General features: G+C 54.5%; 16 protein-coding genes. 8 read left to right on the top strand and 8 right to left on the bottom strand.

What is annotated here, in order from left to right; all coding sequences use genetic code 11:
- Nucleotide 1 precedes the first annotated feature (1 nt).
- Together EV681_RS08835 and EV681_RS08840 are read right to left on the bottom strand one after the other, a co-directional pair.
- Nucleotides 2–2,323 (bottom strand): acyl-CoA dehydrogenase, encoded by a 2,322-nt coding sequence (locus EV681_RS08835; protein WP_128394454.1) that lies wholly within the window; start codon nucleotides 2,321–2,323, stop codon nucleotides 2–4.
- The gene (locus EV681_RS08840) at nucleotides 2,301–2,966 is read right to left on the bottom strand and encodes a TetR/AcrR family transcriptional regulator (protein ID WP_128394453.1); all 666 of its coding nucleotides are present in this window, start codon (nucleotides 2,964–2,966) and stop codon (nucleotides 2,301–2,303) included. Before EV681_RS08840 ends, EV681_RS08835 begins: the two co-directional genes overlap by 23 nt.
- 385 nt (nucleotides 2,967–3,351) lie before the next feature.
- Between EV681_RS08840 and EV681_RS08845 the strand changes: the two genes are divergently transcribed.
- A complete protein-coding gene (locus tag EV681_RS08845) occupies nucleotides 3,352–3,696 on the top strand; it encodes a DUF2325 domain-containing protein (protein WP_128394452.1) in 345 nt (114 codons plus the stop codon).
- A 420-nt stretch (nucleotides 3,697–4,116) separates the two neighbouring features.
- On the opposite strand, the gene EV681_RS08850 is transcribed toward EV681_RS08845, so the two are convergent.
- A complete protein-coding gene (locus EV681_RS08850) occupies nucleotides 4,117–4,809 on the bottom strand; it encodes a C40 family peptidase (protein ID WP_128394451.1) in 693 nt (230 codons plus the stop codon).
- A 917-nt stretch (nucleotides 4,810–5,726) separates the two neighbouring features.
- Between EV681_RS08850 and acs the strand changes: the two genes are divergently transcribed.
- A complete protein-coding gene (gene acs / locus EV681_RS08855; RefSeq protein ID WP_128394450.1) occupies nucleotides 5,727–7,706 on the top strand; it encodes an acetate--CoA ligase in 1,980 nt (659 codons plus the stop codon).
- Between the two features lie 106 nt (nucleotides 7,707–7,812).
- Here the strand turns inward: acs and EV681_RS08860 are convergent, their stop codons facing one another.
- Both EV681_RS08860 and EV681_RS08865 read right to left on the bottom strand, forming a co-directional pair.
- The gene (locus EV681_RS08860; protein WP_130303752.1) at nucleotides 7,813–8,049 is read right to left on the bottom strand and encodes a hypothetical protein; all 237 of its coding nucleotides are present in this window, start codon (nucleotides 8,047–8,049) and stop codon (nucleotides 7,813–7,815) included.
- 120 nt (nucleotides 8,050–8,169) lie between these two features.
- Nucleotides 8,170–9,816, bottom strand: coding sequence for an electron transfer flavoprotein-ubiquinone oxidoreductase (locus EV681_RS08865; protein WP_165392982.1), 1,647 nt, complete (start codon nucleotides 9,814–9,816; stop codon nucleotides 8,170–8,172).
- 550 nt (nucleotides 9,817–10,366) lie between these two features.
- On the opposite strand from EV681_RS08865, the gene EV681_RS08870 reads away from it, so the two are divergent.
- The 3 genes from EV681_RS08870 to EV681_RS08880 are packed head-to-tail and all read left to right on the top strand — an operon-like array spanning nucleotide 10,367 to nucleotide 12,257.
- Nucleotides 10,367–10,837 (top strand): acyl-CoA thioesterase, encoded by a 471-nt coding sequence (locus tag EV681_RS08870; protein WP_128394449.1) that lies wholly within the window; start codon nucleotides 10,367–10,369, stop codon nucleotides 10,835–10,837.
- A 56-nt stretch (nucleotides 10,838–10,893) separates the two neighbouring features.
- Entirely contained in the window at nucleotides 10,894–11,601 is a 708-nt protein-coding gene (locus EV681_RS08875; RefSeq protein ID WP_130303753.1) for a CoA transferase subunit A, read from the top strand.
- Between the two features lie 2 nt (nucleotides 11,602–11,603).
- A complete protein-coding gene (locus EV681_RS08880; protein WP_128394447.1) occupies nucleotides 11,604–12,257 on the top strand; it encodes a CoA transferase subunit B in 654 nt (217 codons plus the stop codon).
- A gap of 239 nt (nucleotides 12,258–12,496) precedes the next feature.
- Here the strand turns inward: EV681_RS08880 and EV681_RS08885 are convergent, their stop codons facing one another.
- Nucleotides 12,497–12,946 (bottom strand): winged helix-turn-helix transcriptional regulator, encoded by a 450-nt coding sequence (locus EV681_RS08885; RefSeq protein WP_130303754.1) that lies wholly within the window; start codon nucleotides 12,944–12,946, stop codon nucleotides 12,497–12,499.
- Nucleotides 12,947–13,064: 118 nt separating this feature from the next.
- Between EV681_RS08885 and EV681_RS08890 the strand changes: the two genes are divergently transcribed.
- Nucleotides 13,065–14,321 (top strand): MFS transporter, encoded by a 1,257-nt coding sequence (locus tag EV681_RS08890; RefSeq protein ID WP_242612173.1) that lies wholly within the window; start codon nucleotides 13,065–13,067, stop codon nucleotides 14,319–14,321.
- Nucleotides 14,322–14,376: 55 nt separating this feature from the next.
- On the opposite strand, the gene gcvA is transcribed toward EV681_RS08890, so the two are convergent.
- Entirely contained in the window at nucleotides 14,377–15,264 is an 888-nt protein-coding gene (gene gcvA, locus EV681_RS08895) for a transcriptional regulator GcvA (protein ID WP_128394445.1), read from the bottom strand.
- Between the two features lie 157 nt (nucleotides 15,265–15,421).
- On the opposite strand from gcvA, the gene EV681_RS08900 reads away from it, so the two are divergent.
- Nucleotides 15,422–16,828: an amidase gene (locus tag EV681_RS08900; RefSeq protein ID WP_130303755.1), complete on the top strand. Its 1,407-nt coding sequence runs from the start codon at nucleotides 15,422–15,424 to the stop codon at nucleotides 16,826–16,828.
- Nucleotide 16,829: 1 nt separating this feature from the next.
- On the top strand, nucleotides 16,830–18,071 hold the full coding sequence (locus EV681_RS08905; protein WP_242612174.1) for an MFS transporter: 1,242 nt from the start codon (nucleotides 16,830–16,832) through the stop codon (nucleotides 18,069–18,071).
- Nucleotides 18,072–18,243: 172 nt separating this feature from the next.
- Here the strand turns inward: EV681_RS08905 and EV681_RS08910 are convergent, their stop codons facing one another.
- Nucleotides 18,244–18,627, bottom strand: coding sequence for a DUF423 domain-containing protein (locus EV681_RS08910; RefSeq protein WP_130303756.1), 384 nt, complete (start codon nucleotides 18,625–18,627; stop codon nucleotides 18,244–18,246).
- Nucleotides 18,628–18,734: the final 107 nt, after the last annotated feature.

Consider the following 18,734-nt stretch of genomic DNA (forward strand, 5'->3'; position numbering starts at 1 on the left):
GTCAGGATTCCTTGGTGGTATGTGATGTTGAAGAGCCCGTTGCAGTCTGCATTTTTGCCAGGCCCAGATCAAATGGGAAATCATCGACGTGAATGACTTTGTCGCGCAGCCGGTCGCGTTCGCGCAACAAGGCATATTCTTCATCGCTGATCTGGTTCAATTGGTGCGCCAGTTCAGTGATGTCCCGCACGTTGCCGGCCGGATGCCCGTCGAATACGCCCCGTTTTTCGGCGTCACGGATTTTCGCGTCTACCGGTTCGGCGCGGATGGTGGCCAGTAGGGCCTTTTCAATGACGCCGACCGGGTCCTGGTCGCTGTCGGGTATATAGCAATTTGCCGTTAGGCGATCCCTGGCGGCGCCCGGTTGCATCAGTTGTTCGCAAATGGCGCGATCAAGCCGGTCATCGGGCCGTCGGAATACGCCGCCCCAGGGAAAGACAATCAGGCGCAGCATTGTACCGATCCAGCGATTAGGGAAATTACGATACACATTGAGCAATGCCATTTGCGCCTTTTCCAGCGCATCCTGAACCGACCAGTGTACAAAGGCAGCTTCGTCGGCTTGCGCGCCGTGATCTTCAAATTGCTTCAAGGCCGCGCTAGCCAGATAAAGCTGGGACAACACATCGCCCAGGCGCGCAGAAATTTTTTCGCGCTTTTTCAAACTGCCGCCCAGTACCAGCATGGCAACGTCGGCGCTAAGCGCCAGCGCAGACGACAGGCGGGTGATCTGGCCGTAATAGGGGCGCATCGCTTGGGCGGTCCCAGCCTTCACGCCCAGCACTGCCGAGCCGAACAGACCGCTAAACAGCGAGCGTAAGCCGTTTCTGCAAGCAAAGCCAATATGACCGAACAGGGCTTCGTCGAATTTGGCTAGCGCGATCTTCGGATCTGTTTCCTGCACGGCTGCCATTTCCTTGAGAACGTACGGGTGGCAGCGAATGGCCCCCTGTCCGAAAATAATCAGGCTGCGCGTAAGAATGTTGGCGCCTTCCACCGTGATGCCGACCGGGATCTGTTGATAGGCACGGCCCAGAAAATTTGATGGGCCAAGACAAATTCCCTTGCCGCCGATGATGTCCATGCCGTCATTGACGATGACGCGGGCGCGCTCGGTTACATGGTATTTGGCAATGGACGAAACCACTGAAGGTTTTTCGCCCAGATCCACGGCGCCTGCAGTCATGACCCTTACTGCGTTGGTCATATAAGTATAGGCACCCATGCGCGCCAGTACTTCTTCGATGCCTTCGAATTTACCGATGGACAGATTGAACTGCTTGCGTATGCGTGAATAGGCGCCGACGGCGCGAACGGTCATCTGTGACATGCCGACGTTGGAAGAGGGCAGCGAAATCGAGCGTCCGGCGGCCAGGCATTCCATCAGCATGCGCCAGCCCTGGCCGGCCATTTGCGGACCGCCAATGATGAAGTCCAGCGGCATGAATACATTGTTACCTTCGGTCGGGCCATTCATGAACATGGCATTCAACGGAAAGTGACGACGCCCGATCTGTACGCCGGGATGATCATGCGGCACCAGCGCGCAGGTAATGCCAATATCTTTTTTGTCCCCGAGCAGGCCGTCAGGATCGAACAGACGAAATGCCAGACCTAGTAATGTGCAGACTGGCGCCAGCGTGATGTAGCGCTTGTTCCACGATACCGACATGCCGAGCACCTGCTGGCCATTCCACTCGCCCATGCAAACGACACCGCTGTCGGGAATGGCTGCGGCATCGGAACCGGCCCAGGGGCTGGTCAGCGCAAAGGCAGGTATGTCTTCACCCCGCGCAAGACGCGGCAGGTAGTGATTTTTCTGTTCTTCGGTGCCATAGTGCACCAGCAATTCGCCGGGGCCCAGCGAATTGGGAACCATAACCGATACTGCCAGCGCCGAGTTGCGCGTGGACAGCCGCGTCATTACCTCGGAGTGCGCGAAGGCGGAAAAGCCCAGGCCACCATATTGCTCGGGGATGATCATGCCCAGGAAGCGCTTCGATTTAATGTAATGCCAGGCCTCGGCCGGCAGGTCAAAATCTTCGGTTGTGATTTTCCAGTCATCGACCAATGAGCATGCATGGACGACCTCATTGTCCAGGAATGATTGTTCAGCTGCAGTCAGTGTTGGTTTCGGAAACTGCTGCCACATGGTCCAGTCTGGTTTGCCGCTGAACAGCTGCGCATCCCACCAAACGGTGCCTGCCTCGATCGCATCCCTTTCGGTGTCCGACATGGAGGGCAATACCTTTTTGAATTTGCTCAGCAGGGGGCGGCTGATGTGACGTTTGCGAAACGCTTTAATTTGTTGGGAGAGGGGCACGCAGTCCTCCTAAAAGAAAACTCATTAATCGGGGTAGGAGCAGTTCGTCGTACACGTTTTCGTCAACCATGGACGATGTCATGTCCGGTAGAACGCCCTGCAAAATATTGATGCCGGCGATCGCGTAGGAGGTTGCGCCTAGCATGAAATGGAAGCGCCAGATGATCTCTGCCTCGGGCACATCGGGCATGGCGCGCACAAACGCCGCTTTGTAGCGGGACACCACTTCGACATATTCCTGGGCAAACAAGGTCTTGATGAAATTGGAAGGGTCGGTCATGGTGCGCTCAAGCAGGCGCATGAAAATGTTTGCGTCATGTTCCGGATCGGACGCATGGCGTAGCAGGGTGCCAAAGAACGCATCGACCAGCAGGGACGGTTTGACCGAGTTGGGCGTGGCGGCTTTTTCAAGTTCGTCCAACAAGCGGATGCGTTCGCGGTTGATCCATTCAAGGCGCCGTTTTAGCACCGCCCGCACCAGCTCTTCCTTGCTGCCGAAATGGTAGTTGATGGACGCGAGATTGACACTGGCGGCCGAGGTGATCTGGCGCAAAGACGTCGCATCGTAGCCTGCCTTCACAAACAGGTTTTCGGCTGCATTCAGGATCGATTTGCGGGTTACTTCGCTGCGACTGGTGGCCATAATTAAACAGTTGATTTAAACAAGTGTTTTAATTTTATGACTCTTCACTGTAAATATCTATTGAGGATTAACCCTAGCGCGTGCGAAAGCGCAACGGCGTTAATGGAGTGCCAGCCAGGCGCGGGAGTGCCTTAACGGTGGCGGGCGTGAGCTGCCGAGGCCGGTGGCCAAGCTTGCCGGTACGGTCGCTAAGGAGGCGATAAAAAGGTAATTGATGAGGCGGCTGGACTGTACACCGGGAAAGTTGAATAAATCGCATCGCTAAAGAATGTATTTTGCAGGGGGCCCCGGGCGGCTTCATTGAGCTGAAAAAATTTATGAAAAATAACATTGCTAATAATAATGATTCTCATTTATAATAAATTCAGTTTCTTTGGAGAAGACTATGATTGGAAATATGAGTGCAATAGTGGTTGGCGCAGATCGTCTGGGCAATATCCCGGTGCTTTTAAAAGATCATAATATTGAAATCAAGCAGCACATTAGCGGGCGCGATCCCTCCCACCAGAAGAAAACCTATCAATTGCCCACCGGAACGCAAATGGTTATATTGCTGACGGACTTTCTTGGCCACAATGTCATGAAGTCATTCCGGTCTGCGGCGCAAAAAGCAGGTGTGCCTGTGGTTGCTTGTCGTCGGTCGCTATGCAGTATGCAGCAAGCGTTAACGCAATCCGGGTTTCGCTGTGCCGATTGTCCGCAACGCGACAAGACAGGCAAGGGCAACTAGTTCTGTTGCCCGGCATACTCCGGGCTGCTCTGGCTCATCAAGGTGCGGGTCGGCTTGCGGTGCTGGCTAGCTGTATAGGGCAAGGTCATCGGCGCCTGCGCCGTCCTTGCGAACTGTAGTGATTTAGGCGGAAGCCGGCGTGGGCGCCATGCCGGTTTTATGGGACATCGGGTTGCCGCGTCGTGTGCCGATTCGTCCGTTGTGAATGCATCTGATGGTCGATAGGTTCATAGGGCCGGCAGTCAACGGCTAACCGATAGCCAACAGATGGTCGATAGTCACAATTGGCTAAACCGGAAATAGAAAAAGCCGGACGTTTTTCATGGAGAACGTCCGGCTTTTTTTGAAGCTACTACGAATGTATTGCTTTGGCCATGCCTTTGCCCAGCCGCTTGCGACTGAATGCCCGGGCCCTATTGGTCAGCGAGAAGCGACGCGCTGTCCTTCAAGGCGGCGTGCGCCGTTATAACGCTTGTTCCAGTAGACATTGTCCATCTTGTCTACGCGAACAACAGCACCAGTACGTGGGGAATGAACAAATTTATTCTCGCCAACATATATTCCGACATGCGAGTAACGTTTGCCCCGTGTATTGAAAAAGACCAGATCGCCGGGTTTGAGTTCATCACGACTGACTGACTCGCCTATTTGCGCCATGGACGAGGCTACGCGCGGCAGGTTGACGCCCATGTATTTGCTGGCGGTATAGTAAATCAGGCCAGAGCAGTCAAAGCCGCCTTTGGGTGAAGTGCCACCAAAACGATATCGTACGCCGAGATAGTTCAATGCGGCTTCGGCCAGTTCGCTGGAGGCAGATGCCGGCGAATCAATGGCTGCATCCTTGTTGTTGCGACGCAGCTTGGCTTGGGCGATCAAATCACCGATAGGGTCAGAAATCCGGGGATCCCATTCTGATACAGGTTTGTCAGTCGTTGCATCAACCACGCCGTTCTGGGTGATGATGAGTTTCTGGGATTGTTCCTGATCGAGATCGTCGGCGATGGCGACTTGGGAGAAAGTGAGGCTACTGAGGGAAATGCAGAGGAGGGAGAGTAATGACCGTCGGAGACGGTTGCGGTAATTGCTGAAACTGACGAGGGAGTGTGGGGGCATAGTCGTTACATATCGTAAATTATAGGGTGTCCGAACTAGCTTTTCCAAAAGCTGGGCAAATTTTACATAAAAATCAACGTAGTCACAACCGATTTATAAAGATTTTCTAGAACGAAATTAAGAAAAATTTACATTTGAGCGCAAAAATTGATCAATTGGTTTTTAAAATCAAACCGGTTTCGGAGAAGCCGGAAGTTAGAAGAATTTGACTGTTTCTTACGGTAACTTGCGTCATTGTTTCAGTTCAATGTTATGTCAGGATCGTAAAAGAAGAATGTAAAAATAAAATTCAATTGTGACTTATTGGTTCGAATAGAGAAAAGGACCAGGCGAGCCGGTCAAAAAATCGAATGATCATGGCAATTATGCTGTGCGATCTTGCTCTGATGCGAACGAATGAAGAAAGTTAATATTATTGAAGTTTACTGACGGGCATCGTGATTTGAGTCAAATGAAGTTAAATGGATTCGTGATACCTTCCGGTAGCATGAATCGAAACGTCAGGTTGGCCGGGTTTGAACATGGCCTGAGGGTACCGCAGCGTTCAGGGTAATGGTAATCCGCGGGGCGGCGGCGGTCGGCATCGGTCAAACGTCTTTCCTGCCGTATGAGCCAGATGAGCCTGATGGTCCTGCGTGCCTGATGTTCCTGCCTTGCTCGCCCATATTGTCGGACATGCCGCCCAGGCATGTTAGTCGGCAATTGCCTGGGCCACCGTACTCCAGCGCCCGGGCAGCAGGTGGTGCCGGCGGATGGCTACTGGTCGGCATCGTTCTATACAGGTTGTTGCGGATTACCTTTTGATTTATTCTCGGCTAATATATATAGAACACGGCTGAATGCGCACTTGCGTGATCAGGCCAGCGCGAATCATTAGCTTTAACTATTTCACACTATACGTACAGGAGACCGCTTATATGTCCACTTCAATTGAGTCCGTACTCGTCGAAAACCGCGTATTTCCGCCCGATGAAGATTTTGTCCGGAATGCTGTGGTATCGGGGATGGATGCTTATAAAGCACTCTATAAAGAAGCCGAAGATGACTTCGAGGGATTCTGGAAGCGTCAGGCAAACGAACACCTTCGCTGGATCAGGCCGTTCACCCAGGTTCTGGATGCGTCAGGGGCGCCGTTTTACAAGTGGTTCGCCGATGGCGAGCTGAACGTTTCGTATAACTGCCTGGATAAGCACGTCGTCGAGGGCCGTGGAGACCAGACTGCCATCATTTTCGAAGCCGACGATGGGGCGGTCACACCGGTCACCTATACCGAGTTGCTGGCCCGGGTCAGTCGCTTTGCCAATGGACTTAAGCAGGCAGGATACAAGAAGGGCGACACCGCCATCATTTATCTGCCCATGTCCATCGAGGCTGTCGTGGCCATGCAGGCGTGTGCGCGTCTGGGCATTATTCACTCTGTGGTGTTTGGCGGGTTCTCGGCCAAGAGCCTGCATGAACGTATTGTCGATGTAGGCGCATCGCTGGTCATTACCGCAGATGGCCAATATCGCGGCGGCAAGGCACTGCCGCTGAAACCTGCCGTTGATGAAGCGCTGGCACAGAGCAACACCGAGAAGGTGCGCTCAGTCATCGTTTATCGCCGTACGGGCGTAGCAACCGGCTGGACTGAAGGCCGCGACATTTGGTGGAGCGACTTCGAAGACAAGCAGTCTGATGTCTGCGAGCCTGTCGCCATGAATGCGGAAGACCCACTATTCATCCTCTATACATCGGGCTCCACCGGCAAGCCAAAAGGCGTGCAACACTCTTCTGCTGGCTATCTGCTATGGGCGCAGCTCACTGTAAAGTGGACATTCGATCAGAAACCGGGCGATGTTTTCTGGTGCACTGCCGACGTTGGTTGGATCACCGGGCACACGTATGTAACATATGGCCCGCTGGCGGCTGGCCTGACTCAGGTGGTATTCGAAGGCGTGCCAACGTACCCGAATGCCGGCCGTTTCTGGGACATGATCGCCCGTCACAAGGTCACCACATTTTACACGGCTCCCACCGCGATTCGTTCACTGATCAAGGCCGCTGATGCGGACGCCAAGGTGCATCCGAACAGTTTCGATTTATCCAGCTTGCGTATCATTGGTTCTGTAGGCGAGCCCATCAATCCCGAAGCCTGGATTTGGTACTACAAAAATGTGGGCAAAGAGCGCTGCCCCATTGTTGATACCTGGTGGCAAACAGAAACCGGCGGCCAGATGATCACGCCATTGCCCGGGGCAACACCGCTCAAGCCCGGTTCCTGCACATTGCCGCTACCTGGCATTTTTGCCGCCATCGTTGATGAAACCGGTGAAGACGTGCCCAACGGCAGCGGCGGCTTCCTTGTTATCAAAAAGCCGTGGCCGGCCATGATTCGTAACGTGTGGGGAGATCAGGAGCGTTATAAGAATAGTTATTTCCCGCCTGAATTCCGAGGATACTATTTGGCTGGTGATGGCGCACAACGTGATGCGGACGGCTATTTCTGGATCATGGGGCGCATCGATGATGTGCTGAACGTCTCCGGTCACCGCCTGGGCACCATGGAAGTAGAGTCGGCATTGGTATCGCATGAGCTGGTTGCCGAAGCGGCTGTTGTAGGCCGGCCTGACGCCACGACCGGTGAAGCCGTGGTCGCCTTTGTGGTGCTCAAGCGCGAGCGTCCTCATGGAGACGAAGCCAAAGAGATCGCCAAACAGCTGCGGGACTGGGTTGCCAAAGAAATCGGCCCGATTGCCAAGCCCAAGGACATCCGCTTTGGTGACAATCTTCCCAAAACACGTTCGGGCAAAATCATGCGGCGCTTGCTGCGTGTGGTGGCCAAGGGTGAAGAGATCACACAGGACGTCTCCACGCTTGAAAATCCGGCTATTCTTGAGCAACTGACTGAGTCTGTCTGAACAGGCCAGAATTGTTGGGTACATTGAACCTGGCTGGAGCCGTGTTCAATGGATGCCGACAATGAACGCCGGCAACGAACTGAGCTGAAATCCTTGAAAACGGGTTTCAGCTCTTTTTTTTGTGTGCACCAGTCGGGCTTGCGGCTATTGGCGAGCAGAGATAGCGTATCGGTACGCCAAGGCCCTGCTGTATCTCATTGCGGTTGTTCTTTGTTCTTTGTTCTTTGTTCTTTGTTCTTTGTTCTTTGTTGTTGTTGTTGTTGTTGTTGTTGTTGTTGTTGTTGTTGTTGTTGTTGTTGTTGTTGTTGTTGCTGCTGCTGCAGCTGCTATTGGCTGCTACCACAGCACTAATAAAAAACCTGCCAGCATGTTTACTGCGCTGGCAGGTTTTTTTAGAGCTGGTCTGCAGAGGAGCAATGGCTGGCCCCAGTGTTGCTGGCTGGCCAGCAAGGCAGAGCGCAAATTACAGGCCGTTGTAAACGGGACCTTCTCCGCCCTGAGGCGCAACCCAAACGATGTTCTGCGTGGGGTCCTTGATGTCACAGGTCTTGCAGTGTACGCAGTTTTGCGCATTGATTTGCAGGCGATCCTGATCCTGATCATCCTTGACAAACTCATAGACGCCGGCAGGGCAGTAGCGCTGCTCGGGACCGGCATAAACTCGCAGATTGGTGTCGACCGGAATCGAGGCATCTTTCAGTGTCAGGTGCACCGGCTCGTTTTCTTCATGGTTGGTGTTCGATATAAAAACCGAAGTCAACCGATCAAAGGTGAGCTTTCCATCCGGTTTGGGATAGTCTATCTTTGCGCATTCGGCGGCCGGTTTCAGGCACTCGTGATCAGCTTTGGTGCGATGAATCGTCCAGGGCATTTTACCCTTGAATACCAGTTGCTCGATACCGGTCATGAGGGTAGCGATCAGTCGTCCTTTTTTGAACCACTGCTTGAAGTTGCGAGCCTTGTTCAGCTCTTCATACAGCCAGCTCTGTTCAAAGGCAATGGGGTAAGCCGACAGAATGTCCTGACTGCGTTCGGCGGTGAGTGCGTCGAAGGCTGCTTCGGCTGCCAGTGATCCGGTCTTGATGGCGGCATGGCTACCCTTGATGCGGCTGGCATTGAGAAAGCCCGCCTCGCAACCGATAAGTGCGCCACCCGGGAAAACCAGTTTGGGCAGGGACAGCAGACCGCCGGCGGTAATGGCGCGAGCGCCATACGCGATGCGCTTGCCGTTTTCAAAATAGGGCCGGATACTCGGGTGGGTTTTATAACGCTGGAATTCGTCGAAGGGCGACAGCCAGGGGTTGGCGTAGTCCAGGCCAACCACCATGCCGACCATGACAAGATTGTCTTCCAGGTGATATAGGAAAGAACCACCGTAGGTATCGGAATCCAGAGGCCAGCCAGCGGTGTGTACCACCAGGCCTTTTTTGAATTTTGCCGGATCAATTTCCCACATTTCTTTGATGCCGATGCCATAGCTTTGCGGGTCACGCCCCTGGTCAAGCTTGAATTTGTCGATCAGCTGACGTCCCAGCTGACCGCGTGACCCTTCGGCGAATAAGGTATATTTGGCGTGCAGCTCCATGCCGGGCTGATAGTGCGCAGTCTGGTTGCCGTCACGGTCCAGGCCCATATCGCCGGTAGCCACGCCGCGAATACCACCAGCCTCGTTGTACAGCAATTCGGTGGCTGCAAAGCCAGGGAAGATGTCAACGCCCAGCGCTTCGGCCTGTTCGCCCAGCCAGCGCGTTACATAGCCCAGGCGCACGATATAGTTGCCTTCATTATGAAAACAGGGTGGTAGCGCCCACTTTGGTGTGGCTTTTTGTCCGGTTTCGTTCAGGAACAAAAACTGGTCTTCAGTCACTTCGACGCCCAGCGGCGCGCCTTTTTCTTTCCAGTCGGGAATGAGTTCGGTCAGCGCCTGCGGATCCATGACCGCACCTGAAAGAATATGCGCGCCAATTTCGCCGCCTTTTTCAAGTACGCAGACTGAGTAATCCTGTCCCTTTTCCTGACAGAGTTGTTTGAACTTGATCGCCGCAGCCAGACCGGCCGGCCCGCCTCCGACGATGACAACGTCATATTCCATTGATTCGCGTTCTGACATTCGCGCTAGCTCCTGAGATAGTGTAATTCTGTATTTAATGTCGATTGTATTGCAATGAGGGCGCAATTGCAGTTGTTTATAGCTGAAGTCGTTGTTAACTGCGGCGAAACGGCGGAATGATCTGACTGGCGGAACAGACGACATCAGACGTTTGAAGATTGGGGTAAAAATCAGTCATCGACGATGGGAGCAAGGCGCAGGGTCGGCATCTGTTGTTTGGCACAGGGCAGGGCAGAAGGGTCGGGGGCAGGCAGCAAGACAAGTGTAAGGAAGAAGGGGCGAAGAAAACTTTCGGTGGTGTTCGGTGGGTTACGTTGTTGACATGCAGAAAAAAGGGGCGTCACCAGGGGCGCCGGCGAATGAGCGGTCCTGCGACTTGGTTCTGGTGGTTCATGCTGCAGTGCGAAAAAAGAACCGTATTGAGCTGATATTCAAGTCGTGCCGCCGTACCTAGGACAAGTACCAATAAGGCAGGCGTGTGCCGGGTGGGTGTAACAGAAATCTGCTACAGTATCTCCAGTGAAAACAAGGTCATTAAAGGAGATCGTTCATGCCCGATAGTGTATTGTCGGCGCCCTCGCAAGACGGTCCCACGCAAGGCGAACACCGCCATGTGTTTGCCCTGCGCTGGGCCGACATGGATATGTTGCAACACGTGAACAATACTGTGTATTTCCGTGCCATTGAAGAGGCCCGCATGCAGATTTTCGGTCCGTTGCGGCCTCTGTTCGCGCCCGGCACGGGCGTTGTGCTGGCGCGTGCGGAATGTGACTTTCTCAAACCCATGAGCTGGCCGGGTAATATTGAAATCGTGCACCGCCTTGTAAGAATTGGTCGTTCCAGTCTTGATTGCAATATTCATATATGCAAGCAAGGCGACTCCGATACGCTCTATGCGCGTTCGCGTGCCGTCGTGGTTCTCAGTGATCTGGCATCGGGAAAGTCAAGCCCATGGCCGGCAGCGCTGCTTGAGCAGTTGCAAAAACAGTTTGCGTCAGCCACATCACAAGCTAGTGTGTAAGCCGAAAGGCAAACCGGCTTGTGGTTCATGTTTCATTATCAGTAAAGGAAGAGTAAATGGATAAGGTATTTGCAAATGCCAATCTGGCGCTCGAAGGCATCGTAGCCGACGGGCAGATGATCGGCGTTGGTGGGTTCGGCCTTTGTGGCATTCCCGAGGCGTTGATTGCTGCCCTTCGGGATTCCGGCGTTAAAGACCTGACTTGCGTGAGCAATAATGCGGGCGTCGACGGGTTCGGGCTTGGTCAGTTGCTCAATACGCGGCAGGTCAAGAAAATGATCGCATCCTATGTGGGTGAGAACAAGGAGTTCGAGCGGCAGTATCTGAACGGAGAGCTGGAGCTGGAATTTACGCCGCAGGGAACGCTGGCAGAAAAACTGCGCGCCGGAGGGGCGGGTATACCTGCTTTCTTTACGCGCACCGGGGTGGGCACCATTGTCGCCGATGGCAAGGAAATTCGCGAGTTCGACGGGCACGAATATGTGATGGAGCGTTCGCTGGCGCCTGATGTGTCCCTCGTCAAGGCCTATATTGCCGATCGCAGCGGCAATCTGATTTTCCGCAAGACAGCGCGCAACTTCAATCCCAACGTTGCGATGGCCGGCAAAATCACCGTGGCCGAAGTGGAAAAAATCGTTGAAATAGGCGAACTGGACCCCGATCAGATTCACCTTCCCGGCATTTACGTGCAGCGCATCGTATTGAACGAGAATCCTGAGAAACGGATTGAACAACGCACCACACGTCCGTCCAAAGGAGAATAAACATGGCTTGGAATCGCGATCAAATGGCTGCGCGTGCAGCAAAAGAACTGCAGGATGGATTCTATGTGAATCTGGGTATTGGCCTGCCCACGCTGGTGGCCAACCACGTACCGCCAGGAGTGGAAGTGTGGCTGCAATCGGAAAATGGCCTGCTGGGCATTGGCCCTTTTCCTACAGAAGAGGAAATTGATCCGGATATGATCAATGCCGGCAAGCAGACTGTCACAACACTGCCCGGTTCGTCCATTTTTTCCTCTGCAGATTCATTTGCCATGATTCGCGGCGGCAAAATCAATCTGGCCATTCTGGGGGCCATGCAGGTCTCGGAAAAGGGCGATCTGGCAAACTGGATGATTCCGGGCAAGATGGTCAAGGGCATGGGTGGCGCAATGGATCTGGTGGCCGGCGTGGGCCGTGTTATTGTGCTGATGGAGCATATTGCACGCAAAAAAGACGGCACAACCGACATCAAACTGTTGCCCGAATGCAACCTGCCATTGACAGGTGTGGGTGTTGTTGATGTGATCATTACCGATCTGTGCGTCATGGAAGTGACGGACAATGGTTTGAAAGTCATCGAACTTGCGCCTGACGTAACCATTGAAGAAGTGCAGGAAAAAACCAAGGCAAAACTGGACATCTCTGCTCTTGCCTGATCGGCTTGTAGTCTGCCGAACAAGCGCCCCGCACGGTCTGACTCATTCACGGTCTTATTGCACCTGTCTGTGTCTTCAATGCGAGGCGCTTTTTGTTTGCCAAATAAAACATAACCTGTGTTCGAGTCGGCTAAACGCTTAGGCGTGTACGGCACCGTATCGACAATGGCATACCCTGGATCGCCCAGCCATTGCTGACATGTCGGCTATGCTCCATTACGTATTTGGCCGGGTAACACTCATGGTGCAACCTTGATGACACGCGTCGCGCTTGCGGCAACCACGTGATCATCCTGAGTGAGTGGTTGCATCAGACGCAATGGTTTGCCCGACTGAATATCGATAAGATGTGAGCGCGGCTCTTCGGGTGCGAACAAATGCTGTTCCCCCCATTGTCGAAGTGCCACAACGACCGGAAAAAGCGTCTCGCCCTTCAGCGTCAGAACGTATTCCTGATAGGCGGTGCCATCGGATGCCGGTCGCACCTCAAAAATACCAGCGTCGACCAGGTTGCGCAGGCGATCGGCCAGAATACTGCGAGCAATTCCCAGGCCGCGTTGAAAATCGCTGAATCGGCGTGTGCCATCGAAAGCGTCCCGCAGCAGCAGCAACGACCACCGGTCCCCAACCAGATTGACTGAACGTGCCACGGGACAAGGCTCGTGCTGTTTTTCGTGATGTCTGGCCATGCTGACTCCTGGTCTGTTGCCTGAGTGGTTGAAAAAAACAAATCAGTATCATTTTAATACCAGTTGCTCTACAATCAAACTGGTCTTTATTTGAGACTGGTTTGATTGAGGAAATTTTATGCATGCATATCAAGAGGCAAACGACTACCCGGCGCAGCGTCGGATGCCCCGTGCGCTGGTCGTTCTATTTGCTGGCGCTAGTGGCTTGAGTGTGGCTAACGTCTATTACGCCCAGCCGCTGCTGGACGCGTTGGCAGCCGACTTTTCCATTAGTCATGCGGCTGTCGGCGGCGTCATCACGTTTACTCAGATCGGCTGTGCGATAGCCTTATTGCTGTTGGTGCCGTTGGGTGACCAAATGGATCGGCGCCGTCTGATACTGATCCAGTTGGTCGCGCTGTTTGCCGCGTTGCTTGGGGTTGGCCTGGCGAGATCTTCCACGGCTTTGATGTTCGGCATGTTGATGGTCGGTTTGCTGGGCACGGCAATGACACAGGGGTTGATTGCATACGCCGCCACGGCAGCCGCGCCAGGCGAGCGGGGGCGGGTGGTCGGCGCAACCCAGAGCGGTGTGGTCATCGGGTTGTTGTCGGCACGGGTGCTGGCAGGGGTGGTCGCTGATCTTGCGAGCTGGCGCGGAGTGTATTTGTTTTCGGCCCTGCTGATGCTCGTGCTGGGACTGATGTTGCTGCGCGCGCTGCCGGCACAAGCGGCGCCTGTACGGCGGCTGTCCTATGGGCAACTGATGCTATCGATGTTTACGCTGCTGCGCCAGGAGCGGGTATTGCAGATTCGCGGCGTGATCGCATTGCTGATGTTTGCCGCATTTAGCATTTTCTGGAGTGCGCTGGTCTTGCCGTTGAGTGCGCCACCGTACTCCTTGTCGCATACTGCTATCGGCGCATTCGGGCTGGTGGGTGTGGTGGGTGCCTTGGGCGCAGCCCGCGCAGGTCACTGGGCAGACCAGGGTTTTGGTCAAAAGACCAGTGCGCTGGCGCTCATGCTGCTGCTCGTTTCGTGGTTGCCCCTGTCGATGTTATCTCATTCCCTTTGGTGGCTGATTGTCGGCATCATTGCGTTGGATCTGGGTGGCCAGGCCATTCATGTGACAAACCAAAGTATGCTTTTCAGTACACAAGGGCAGGCGCATAGTCGCCTGGTGGGGTGTTATATGCTTTTTTATTCAGTCGGCAGCGGCCTGGGCGCCATTGCCTCGACCGCTGTGTATGCGGCCTCTGGCTGGCAGGGCGTCTGTTTGCTGGGGGCAGGCATGAGTGGGTTGGCTCTGGCATTCTGGGCGCTGACTTTGCGCTATATGCCGCATAGTGCGCCCGCATGCGTTCGGCAGGCTCAATCTTGTCGCGCAACGGGTTAACCGTATCGTGAGCGCGCATTCGCTGACGCTTGTGCCGTGATAACTGATCGTAATGTCAAGTCGACGCTTCACCTAGAATCCAGTCCCTGAATGCAGCTATTTTGGGATTGTCGTCATGGATTTGCGGATAGACCAGATAATAGGCAAACGTTTCCATATGCGTAGGGTTTGCCAACTGAACCAGCCGGCCCTGTTCAACGTCAGGCGCTACCATCGCGGCGGGCAGCAAGCCGGCTCCATGACCTGCGATAACTGCGTTGAGCAGCAGGCCTGTATTGTCAACCGAGGTGCCTCGTGCCGGCTCGATATGTTCAACCCCTTGGGCCTGAAACCAAAGACGCCAGCCCTGACGATCGGCATCGTTTACCTTGGGCCATGCCAGCAGTTCGGCGGCTGAGGCCGGCATGCCGAGCCGTGCCACCAGGGACGGAGCGGCAACCGGCACCATTTGGACCGAGACAAGATGATGGCTTCGTAAACCAGGATATCGTCCGACGCCGTGGCGCACCGCGATATCAACATTGTCATGGGAAAAATCCACAAGCGCGTTGCCAGTGAGCACCTGCAGATTGATATCGGGGTGGGTCTGGCCAAATGAATTGAGTCGTGGAATCAACCAAGCCGAGGCAAAAAATGGCGTAACGCTCAACGTCAGGATGCCGGTGCTTGCGGACATGGTGGCGTGCCTTGATGCTTCGGCAATCTGACGAAAAGCATTGCGGATGACTGGCAGATAGTCTTGTCCTGCCTGGGTCAGTAGAATGCGCCGGTTCATCCGCTTAAAAAGCTTTACGCCCAAATGTTCCTCCAGCAGCTTGATCATCTGACTGACCGCGCCTGAAGTGACGCACAGCTCTTCGGCTGCAATCTTTACCGAGAGATGGCGCGCCGCACATTCGAACGCACGCAGCGCATTCAAGGGTGGAAGTTGGCGATAATTCATTTTAGATTATCTAAATTAAATTGATAAAAAATATGGTTTGTTTATGGCAGCATCTAACGAGTATATTAGCAACAAATAGCATCAGCAGATGATTATTCAGGCATATTTTTAATATCTATAAACTAAACTATTTTTAAGATCTGCATGGGGACGTGAATTGACCGGCAAAACGACCGCTGTACATTATCTCGGGCTTGCGCAAACCGCAGCCCTCATTCGCAACCGGGAGGTCTCGTCGCGGGAAGTAACGCAATTGCTCCTGGATCGCATTGGCGGGCTTGACGGCCAGTTACGCAGCTATGCGCTGGTCATGGCTGAGACTGCCCTGGAGCAGGCAGCGGCGGCTGATGCAGAAATGTGTTCAGGATATGTACGCGGGCCGGTGCACGGAGTGCCAATCCTTGTTAAAGACCTGTGCCAAATTCAGGGTTTTCCTACGGGTGCGGGAATGCAGGCAGGCATGTACCCGGTGGCTGCCGAAGACGCGACGGTGGTGCATCGTTTGAAAGAAGCCGGTGCGGTTCTGCTGGGCAAATCGCAGCTGACTGAAGGCGCGTATTCGGACCATCATCCATCGATCACGCCACCTCGAAATCCCTGGAATGCCAGTTATTGGCCCGGCATTTCCTCTAGCGGCTCCGGTGTGGCAATAGCGGCCGGCCTGGGGTACGGCTCACTCGCATCAGACACTGGCGGCTCTATTCGCTGGCCCGCTGCGGCTAATGGCGTGACCGGCCTGAAACCGACCTGGGGCCGGGTCAGTCGCCACGGCGTGATTGAACTGGCAGCTTCGCTGGATCACGTGGGGACGATGGCGCGCAGCGCGGTGGATGCCGGCATATTGCTTGGAGTGATTGCCGGTAGCGATCCGAAAGATCCAACGACCCTGCTGGCGCCGGTGCCGGATTATCTTGCGGCTATCAAAGGTAACCTGCGGGGCCTGCGCCTTGGCGTTGACCGTGCCTGGAACAGTGAAGGCGTGGACAGCGTTACCCAGGCTGTACTTGCAGAGGCAACCCGGACATTTGCAGGACTGGGCGCGCAAATTATCCCGATCGACTTTCCTGATGTTGCACAAATTGTCGCCGACTGGATACCCAATTGTGCGATCGAGGCCGCTGTTGCGCACAAAACAATGTACTCGGCACGCAAGCAAGCATACGGCAGTATTCTGGCCTCGGTCATTGAAGCCGGGCTTGCACTGTCGGCATCAGAGTATCAGCAAATCCTGCTCAGGCGGATGGCATTTCGTGGCCGTGTCGCGCATCTGTTTGACTCGATCGATGTCCTTCTGACGCCAGTCCAGCCGTTCGCACCCTTGACGCTTGTTCAGGTCAATACCCTGGGCGAACAACCTGGCTTGGTGGCGATGCTACAGCGCTACACCTGTCCGTTCGATATGTCCGGTCATCCGACGCTGGCCATGCCCGCGGGTTTTACGCAGGCGGGCATGCCGATAGGCATTCAACTGGTTGCCGGACATCTGGAGGAACCCATTCTGGTTCGTGCTGCTGCGGCGTTTCAAGGCATCACAGACTGGCATCATCGACATCCGGTGGCATAAGATGATTCAGAAAACGATGAAAGGTCAGTGGTTTTACGGTTGGGTGGTTGTCGCTGCTGCGTTTGCTGTCACCTTTGTGGGTTTTGGCAGCGCCTATACATTCAGTGTATTTGTGCCGTCATTGCAATATGATTTTGGTGCGTCACGTGGCGCTGTCTCGCTTGTTTTTTCTCTGGCCGGGTTTCTCTACTTTGCTCTGGGTGTTGTTAGTGGGCCGCTGGCAGACCGATGGGGCGCACGCAGCCTGGTCATACTTGGCATGTTGCTGGTGGGTGCAGGACTGGCGCTGGCCAGCGTTGCGCGCACCATTGTTGAGGTTTATCTGGCTTATGGGCTGGGTATCGGTCTGGGTGTCGGATGCGCTTATGTGCCAGTCATCGGCGCCGTGCAGCGCTGGTTTGTGAAGCGTCGCGGTTTTGCTTCAGGTATTGCGGTCAGTGGGATTGGTGTGGGGACCCTGGTGATGCCGCCGTTCGCGTCCTGGTTGATCGATATTCTGGGATGGCGCGGCGCTTATTCGGTGCTTGCCGCGATCGTTACTTCGATAGGCATCGGGATGGCGTGTTTCATTGTCAACGATCCCCGCAGCAAGGGAACCGGACCGGATGGGGCGCCACTGGCAATCGGTGATGCCGTGGCCATTGCCGCTGGCGTTTCGACAGGGCAGGCGATACGGTCGCGGCAATTTATTGGGCTGTATGTCGCATGCCTGATCTGTTCATTCGGTGTGTTCGTCCCGTTTGTTCACCTGGTCCCATATGCTCTGGATCATGGCATTGATCATTCTGCCGCTGTATTGCTTCTTGGTGCTATTGGGGTTGGTAGTACGCTGGGCCGGTTCTTTCTGGCCGATCTTGCAGATCGGATCGGTCGACAGGTTTTTCTTCTGATGATGTTTGCGGGTATGGCGTTGGCGCTTGCGATCTGGGCTATAGCGACAGACTTTTGGTCGCTTGCCGCTTTCGCATTGATATTTGGTGTCTTTTATGGGGGATGGGTGGCGATATTACCTGCGGTTGTCATGGATTGCTTTGGCGGGCGTCATGTGGGCAGCATTATCGGCATTCTTTATACCAGTGTTGCGATTGGCACGCTCATCGGTCCTGCAGCAGCCGGCTTTATCTTCGATGCAAGCGACAGCTATACCGTACCTATTCTGACCAGCACCATCGCCAATCTGGTCGCAACCGGCATTGCGGCACTGGCTTTAAGAAGCCCCACGCAAAGGGGCGTGCCTGGTTAATGCGAATAGAAAGCGCTGCATAGGGCAACGGCTAGGCCAGGCAATCACAACAGTGGGTTGCAACCGTGCTGGCCGATGGCAGGTCTGTCCTGATGCGCTCCGGACATGATCCTATTGGGATCCATGGCGGTGACCCAATCAGGCGCTTGGTCCCGGATATAAGCGAGGACGGTTATTTGCTGTCTGTTTTGCCGACCGATAACGCCAGGCATAGCCAGCCTGCCAGAAAGCACAGACCTCCGATCGGAGTGATGGCGCCCAGCCACTTCACATTGCTCAGTACCAGCACGTACAGGCTGCCACTAAATATCACAATACCCGCTGTAAATAACCTGCTGGTCCAGCGCAGCGCATGCCGGTTGATATGAGCAGCCAGACCCACCAGCATCAACAGCGCCAGTGTATGGATGAGTTGATAGAGTACGGCGGTATGCCAGACGGGCAGCAGCGCCGGATCCACATGGTTTTTCAGGCCATGGGCACCGAATGCGCCGGCAGCCACACCGATAAAACCGCTGATGGCGGCGCCGCGAATTAAAGCAGAGAAGGTAGTCATAGGGCAACGTGTTGGAAAGTATCTGGGCCGACCGCATGTTTTTTTTGCGGTGATGGTGTATTGTAAATGTTTGCGCACCACTGTGATGTCTGTTGCGGTGATGCATA

The sequence above is a fragment of the Advenella incenata genome, from assembly GCF_004217095.1.
Lineage (GTDB): Bacteria > Pseudomonadota > Gammaproteobacteria > Burkholderiales > Burkholderiaceae_B > Advenella > Advenella incenata.

Coding starts and splice junctions, on each gene's coding strand:
- EV681_RS08905 (WP_242612174.1), top strand. CDS start 16,830: ATGATTCAGAAAACGATGAAAGGTCAGTGGTTTTACGGTTGGGTGGTT.
- EV681_RS08890 (WP_242612173.1), top strand. CDS start 13,065: ATGCATGCATATCAAGAGGCAAACGACTACCCGGCGCAGCGTCGGATG.
- EV681_RS08910 (WP_130303756.1), bottom strand. CDS start 18,627: ATGACTACCTTCTCTGCTTTAATTCGCGGCGCCGCCATCAGCGGTTTT.
- EV681_RS08840 (WP_128394453.1), bottom strand. CDS start 2,966: ATGGCCACCAGTCGCAGCGAAGTAACCCGCAAATCGATCCTGAATGCA.
- EV681_RS08850 (WP_128394451.1), bottom strand. CDS start 4,809: ATGCCCCCACACTCCCTCGTCAGTTTCAGCAATTACCGCAACCGTCTC.
- EV681_RS08880 (WP_128394447.1), top strand. CDS start 11,604: ATGGCTTGGAATCGCGATCAAATGGCTGCGCGTGCAGCAAAAGAACTG.
- EV681_RS08875 (WP_130303753.1), top strand. CDS start 10,894: ATGGATAAGGTATTTGCAAATGCCAATCTGGCGCTCGAAGGCATCGTA.
- EV681_RS08870 (WP_128394449.1), top strand. CDS start 10,367: ATGCCCGATAGTGTATTGTCGGCGCCCTCGCAAGACGGTCCCACGCAA.
- acs (WP_128394450.1), top strand. CDS start 5,727: ATGTCCACTTCAATTGAGTCCGTACTCGTCGAAAACCGCGTATTTCCG.
- EV681_RS08865 (WP_165392982.1), bottom strand. CDS start 9,816: ATGTCAGAACGCGAATCAATGGAATATGACGTTGTCATCGTCGGAGGC.
- gcvA (WP_128394445.1), bottom strand. CDS start 15,264: ATGAATTATCGCCAACTTCCACCCTTGAATGCGCTGCGTGCGTTCGAA.
- EV681_RS08885 (WP_130303754.1), bottom strand. CDS start 12,946: ATGGCCAGACATCACGAAAAACAGCACGAGCCTTGTCCCGTGGCACGT.
- EV681_RS08845 (WP_128394452.1), top strand. CDS start 3,352: ATGATTGGAAATATGAGTGCAATAGTGGTTGGCGCAGATCGTCTGGGC.